We start from the raw sequence: 5,648 nt of genomic DNA, 5'->3' as shown, positions 1-5,648 counted from the left end.
CCAAATGCTTCGCCCGTACAGTTGTCGGTTGTCAGTTATTAATTAATGGTGACAAATGACTGAATTTAAACTTATACTGTAGTCAATTTTAGTAAATTTTTTTCTACTAATAATTCGGCAATTTGCACTGCATTTAAAGCTGCACCTTTACGAATTTGATCGCCACATAGCCACAATTCTAAACCGCAAGCATGAGAAATATCCTGACGAATTCTGCCTACTAAAACTTCATCTTTGCCACTGGCATCTATGGGCATAGGGAAATAATTTGCTTGCCAATCTTCCACTAATTTAACACCAGGTGATTTTCTTAAAATTTCTCTGGCCTCATCTGGATCAAAAGGTGTTTCAAACTCTAGATTAATCGCCTCAGAATGGGCGCGGAGGACGGGAACCCGTACACAAGTCGCGGTAATTCTGATTTCTTGACTACCAAAGATTTTGCGGGTTTCGTTCACCATTTTCATTTCTTCCTCACAATATCCCCAAGCTGTCATCGGAGAATTATGGGTAAATAAATTAAATGCCAATGGGTAAGGTAAAACTTCCGCTACAGGTTGTTTTCCTTGTAGTATAGCGTCACTTTGGATTTTTACTTCCTCCATGGCCTGAGCACCAGCACCACTAGCAGATTGATAGGTAGCAGCTACAATCCTTTTAACTGGTTTGACTTGATGTAAAGGCCACACTGCCAAGGACATAAGAATCGTTGTACAGTTGGGATTGGCAATAATTCCTTTGTGAGTAAATGCGGCTTGGGGATTTACTTCTGGAACTACCAAGGGGACATCCGGGTTCATCCGAAAGGCACTGGAATTATCAATTACCACTGCTCCTTTTTGCACAGCTATCCCAGCCCATGTTTTGGAGATGCTACCTCCAGCACTAGCTAAGACTATATCTATATTTTCTAAACTGCGATCGCTCACAGCTTCAACTGGGATATCTTCCCCTTTGAATCTGAGTGTTTTTCCCGCACTGCGTTCTGATGCCAACAATTTTAAATCAGCTAGGGGAAAATTTCGACTTTCTAGTAATTCCAGCAACTCCGTACCTACAGCACCAGTTGCACCCAAAATAGCTACACGATAGGACTTAGACAAACTCGACTCCTCCTCTAAGAGGTAATTAGCACTTTTTTTTCGGACAACTTAAAAATTAAATGTTTCTGTCGTTCCGCTCAACAGCAGATTTTAAATAGTAAAATTTGCATATTTTTGTGATTATATCTCAGTTTTTGATGGTTATTAAGGAATTTGAGACTTTGTTATTCATATGGCAAAATTAACTGATACCATGGTTTACAGCAATTTAAGTTATAGCGATCAAATATAGTTATATACTATCGTATAACATTCTATTATACGGCAAACTGCAAAAAAAAAGAAAAAGAAGCGCGATTAATATTTTAGGTATTTTTAAGAAGCCGAATCTGTAAAGTTATGTTACCGGAGTTAAGGCTACCATTGAAGAATACCATAAAGTGTTTTGTCCCTGACTTTTGGCAGTATACTGGATATCTCCCTAAGGAGATTCATAAGCATTTTTAGCTGAATGATAGCTAGTCAGTAGATAATCACGTCTTGAAGACAGCGTGTAAGCTGAAGTCGGGATAACTGAATCCCCATTGGTGTCAACTTAACGCAAAACCCCATCCGGCAAGGAACTCAAGCTCCTTGCTGATAATAAAAGTTATCTTTTGATGACTAAACACTAGGCAAATTTATTAGTCCGTTAAAACGGACTTGAGCCATGAGACAGGGAATTTATTCCCTGACGGTTGTGGAAGGCAACAGATAAGCCATTTTTAGTTTAAGTTGACACCAATGCCCAATCCCATACCCCCGTTGAAGTAAGAAGTAAATGTCTAGACTTGTCTAGTATTTAGATAGCAGATTAAAATACCAGAAAACAAGAAATAAAGCATGAAAGTTACCCAGGAAAAACTCCCCGCTAGTCAAATTGGTTTAGAAATAGAAATTACATCGGAAATTACCACACAAAAATACGAGCAAGTCCTGAGAAATTTAACTAAAACCGTAAATATTCCTGGGTTTCGTAAAGGCAAAGTACCCCGGCAAATATTAATACAACGTATCGGTACTACTCGCGTTAAGGCAACTGCCCTAGAAGAAATCATTCAAGAAGGGATTGAGCAAGCAATTAAACAAGAAGCAATTACCGCTCTTGGTCAGCCCCAATTACGCTCTTCCTTTGATGATTTGATTAATAGTTATGAACCAGGAAAACCCCTGACTTTTGCGGTGGCTGTGGATGTAATTCCAGAAATCAAGTTAAACCAATACACTGGTTTAGAAGCCAAAGCGGAGGAAATTAAATATGATCCTACCCAGGTAGATACCGTTATTGAAGCCCAAAGAGAAAAGTTAGGAACTTTAGTCCCTGTAGAAGGACGGGCTACGGAAATCGGTGATATGGCAGTAATTGACTTTAAGGGTGTAATTGCTAAAACTCAAGGTGATGATCCTGACAGTGAACCCAAACCAATTCCTGGTGGAGAAGGAACTGATTTTCAAGTTGAGTTACAAGAAGATAAGTTTATTCCCGGTTTTGTGTTGGGGATAGTGGGTATGAACCCTGGGGAAACAAAAGAGGTATCTGCTCAATTCCCAGATCCTTATGGTAACGAAGAATTATCTGGTAAAGCGGCTCTGTTTACCATCACGCTTAAAGAAATTAAAGTTAAAGAATTGCCAGAGTTGGATGACGATTTTGCTCAAGAAGTCAGTGACTTTGAGACATTAGAGGAATTGCGGGCATCATTGACCCAGCGGTATGAAAAAGAAGCCGCAGATAAAACCAGAAATAATCAGCAAGAAGCTTTATTAACAGAATTGCTTAATCATGTCGAAATAGACTTGCCAACAACATTAATTGATCAAGAGATTGATGCTATGCTGTCACAAACAGCAATGAAGTTGTCTGAGCAGGGAATAGATGTGAAAAAGCTATTTACCCAGGAAATTATTCCCCAATTACGGGATAGATCCAAACCTGAAGCTATAGAACGTCTTAAACGGACTCTATCTTTGCAAGAAATTGGTAAACGCGAATCTATTGAAGTTGCAGCCGCAGAAGTGGAAGCTAGAGTCACAGAATTGCTGACAGAGTATGCTGATCAAGATTTGGATGAAAAGAGATTACGTGGAGTTGTTCAAGAAGAACTTCTCACCACAAAGATTGTTGATTGGTTACTAGAACGTTCTTCTGTGGAACTAGTAGCAGAAGGGTCTTTAACTCCTCCAGAAGAACCAGATTCAGAAGCAGAAGCCGCTGAAGCAGTTCAGGAAGAAGAAACCAGTAATCCTGAGTAATGGGTCATGGGTCATGGGTAAAAGTTCTTTCTTTTACTCTTGCCCCTGCCCCTGCCTCCTGCCTTCTGCGCCCTGAATTTTGCCATATAAGGCATAATGGTTAACAGTTCACAATTTCATTTCATTTATTGTTAAATATTCTAGATTATGCTTGTATCGCAGTCAGGAAATTACCCCATCAACAGCTTGAGTCCTATCGGGGCTAGTGGCAATTTAAGCACCTCTAGCAACATTGTACCGATGGTTGTAGAACAGTCGGGGATGGGAGAAAGGGCATTTGATATCTACTCCCGCTTACTGCGCGAGCGGATTATTTTTTTGGGAACACCGATAGATGATGTTGTCGCTAATTCTATTGTTGCCCAATTACTTTTCCTCGATTCTGAAGACGCGGAAAAGGATATTCAATTGTACATTAATTCTCCTGGTGGCTCTGTCTACGCGGGTATGGCAATCTATGATACAATTCAACAAATACGTCCCGATGTTGTAACTATCTGTTTTGGACTAGCCGCAAGCATGGGGGCTTTTTTATTAACATCTGGAACTGCCGGAAAGCGGATGTCCTTACCTGACTCCCGGATTATGATTCACCAACCCCTGGGTGGCGCTCAAGGGCAGGCTATTGACATTGAAATTCAAGCGCGAGAAATCCTTTACATCAAGGGTGAATTAAATCAGTTAATGTCTAAACATACTGGTCAACCCTTAGACAGAATTGAAACTGATACCGAGCGCGACTTTTTCATGTCAGCAGAAGAGGCGAAGAATTATGGTTTGATTGATCAGGTCATTTCTCGACAAAATCTGCCCACAGCAGGGTAAATCGTCATCATTCTGAAATAAGAGGCTGATATGTCTAAGTACGACTCCCATTTAAAATGTTCATTTTGTGGTAAGTCTCAAGAGCAAGTCCGTAAATTAATCGCAGGTCCGGGAGTCTACATCTGCGATGAATGCGTTGACTTGTGTAATGAAATCCTTGATGAGGAGTTGCTGGATACTAATACTGCGGCAGCATCACAACCAACTCAAAAGTCAGAACCAGCGGAAAAACGGCGGACACGTTCGTCTAATCTCTCATTTAATCAAATTCCTAAACCGAGGGAGATTAAAAATTATTTAGACGAACACGTGATCGGCCAAGATGAAGCTAAAAAAGTGCTATCTGTCGCTGTTTACAATCACTACAAACGGTTGGCTATTCTTCAGGCTAAATGCAGTGCCAAAGTTGAGGCTGATGATGCTATAGAACTACAAAAGTCCAATATTTTACTTATTGGTCCGACTGGTTGCGGTAAGACTTTATTGGCACAAACTCTCGCTAAAATTCTGGATGTCCCCTTTGCTGTGGCTGATGCTACAACCCTAACTGAAGCGGGGTATGTGGGGGAAGATGTGGAAAATATCTTGTTGCGTTTGTTGCAGGTGGCGGATTTGGATGTGGAAGAGGCTCAACGGGGTATTATCTACATTGATGAAATTGATAAAATCGCCCGCAAGAGTGAAAATCCCTCGATTACCAGGGATGTTTCTGGAGAAGGGGTACAACAGGCTTTACTGAAAATGTTGGAGGGGACTGTTGCTAATGTTCCCCCTCAAGGCGGACGTAAGCACCCGTATCAAGATTGTATCCAAATTGATACGAGTAATATTTTGTTTGTCTGTGGTGGGGCTTTTGTCGGTTTGGAAAAGGTTGTAGATCAGAGAGTGGGTAAAAAGTCAATCGGCTTTGTTCAACCAGGAGATGTGCAAACTAAGGAAAAACGCGCTGCGGATACATTGCGTCATTTGCAACCGGATGATTTGGTGAAATTTGGCATGATTCCTGAGTTTATTGGGCGGATTCCCATGGTGGCTGTGGTAGATCCTCTGGATGAGGACGCGCTGATGGCAATTCTGACTGAACCACGCAGCGCTTTGGTGAAGCAGTACCAAAAACTGCTGAATATGGACAATGTCCAGTTAGATTTTAAACCAGATGCGTTGCGAGCGATCGCTCAAGAGGCTTATCGGCGAAAAACTGGAGCGCGGGCTTTACGTGGTATTGTGGAAGAGTTGATGCTGGATGTAATGTATGAGTTACCCTCTCGCAAGGATGTGACTCGCTGTACTATTACTAAGGAAATGGTGGAAAAACGTTCTACTGCGGAACTGATAGTACATCCTTCTTCTTTACCTAAACCAGAGTCGGCTTAATTGTCAGTTGTCAATTGTCAGTAGGGGCGAAGCATTTGGAAGATAAATTATCGGTCATTGCCAAAAATAGTTCTCCAAATGCTTCGCCCGTACAGTTGTCAGCAGCATTTGGAA

General features: G+C 41.2%; 4 protein-coding genes. 3 read left to right on the top strand and 1 reads right to left on the bottom strand.

Features of this window, described 5'->3' with window-relative positions; translation table 11 throughout:
* Nucleotides 1-71: 71 nt before the first annotated feature.
* On the bottom strand, nucleotides 72-1,103 hold the full coding sequence (locus FJR08_RS00685; RefSeq protein WP_148763626.1) for an aspartate-semialdehyde dehydrogenase: 1,032 nt from the start codon (nucleotides 1,101-1,103) through the stop codon (nucleotides 72-74).
* A gap of 822 nt (nucleotides 1,104-1,925) precedes the next feature.
* On the opposite strand from FJR08_RS00685, the gene tig reads away from it, so the two are divergent.
* The 3 genes from tig to clpX all read left to right on the top strand — a co-directional run bounded on the left by tig (nucleotide 1,926) and on the right by clpX (nucleotide 5,534).
* Complete coding sequence (gene tig, locus FJR08_RS00680; RefSeq protein ID WP_168631828.1) at nucleotides 1,926-3,335, top strand: trigger factor; 1,410 nt, start codon at nucleotides 1,926-1,928, stop codon at nucleotides 3,333-3,335.
* 147 nt (nucleotides 3,336-3,482) lie between these two features.
* Nucleotides 3,483-4,160 carry an ATP-dependent Clp endopeptidase proteolytic subunit ClpP gene (clpP, locus tag FJR08_RS00675; RefSeq protein ID WP_168631827.1) on the top strand — a complete coding sequence of 226 codons (678 nt, stop codon included), beginning with the start codon at nucleotides 3,483-3,485 and terminating at the stop codon, nucleotides 4,158-4,160.
* Between the two features lie 30 nt (nucleotides 4,161-4,190).
* A complete protein-coding gene (gene clpX / locus FJR08_RS00670; RefSeq protein ID WP_168631826.1) occupies nucleotides 4,191-5,534 on the top strand; it encodes an ATP-dependent protease ATP-binding subunit ClpX in 1,344 nt (447 codons plus the stop codon).
* Nucleotides 5,535-5,648: the final 114 nt, after the last annotated feature.

The sequence above is a fragment of the Dolichospermum sp. UHCC 0260 genome, from assembly GCF_009711985.1.
GTDB lineage: Bacteria > Cyanobacteriota > Cyanobacteriia > Cyanobacteriales > Nostocaceae > Dolichospermum > Dolichospermum lemmermannii.
Note: the sequence above shows the minus strand (reverse complement) of the source record. Positions and strands in the feature narration are given on the sequence as shown.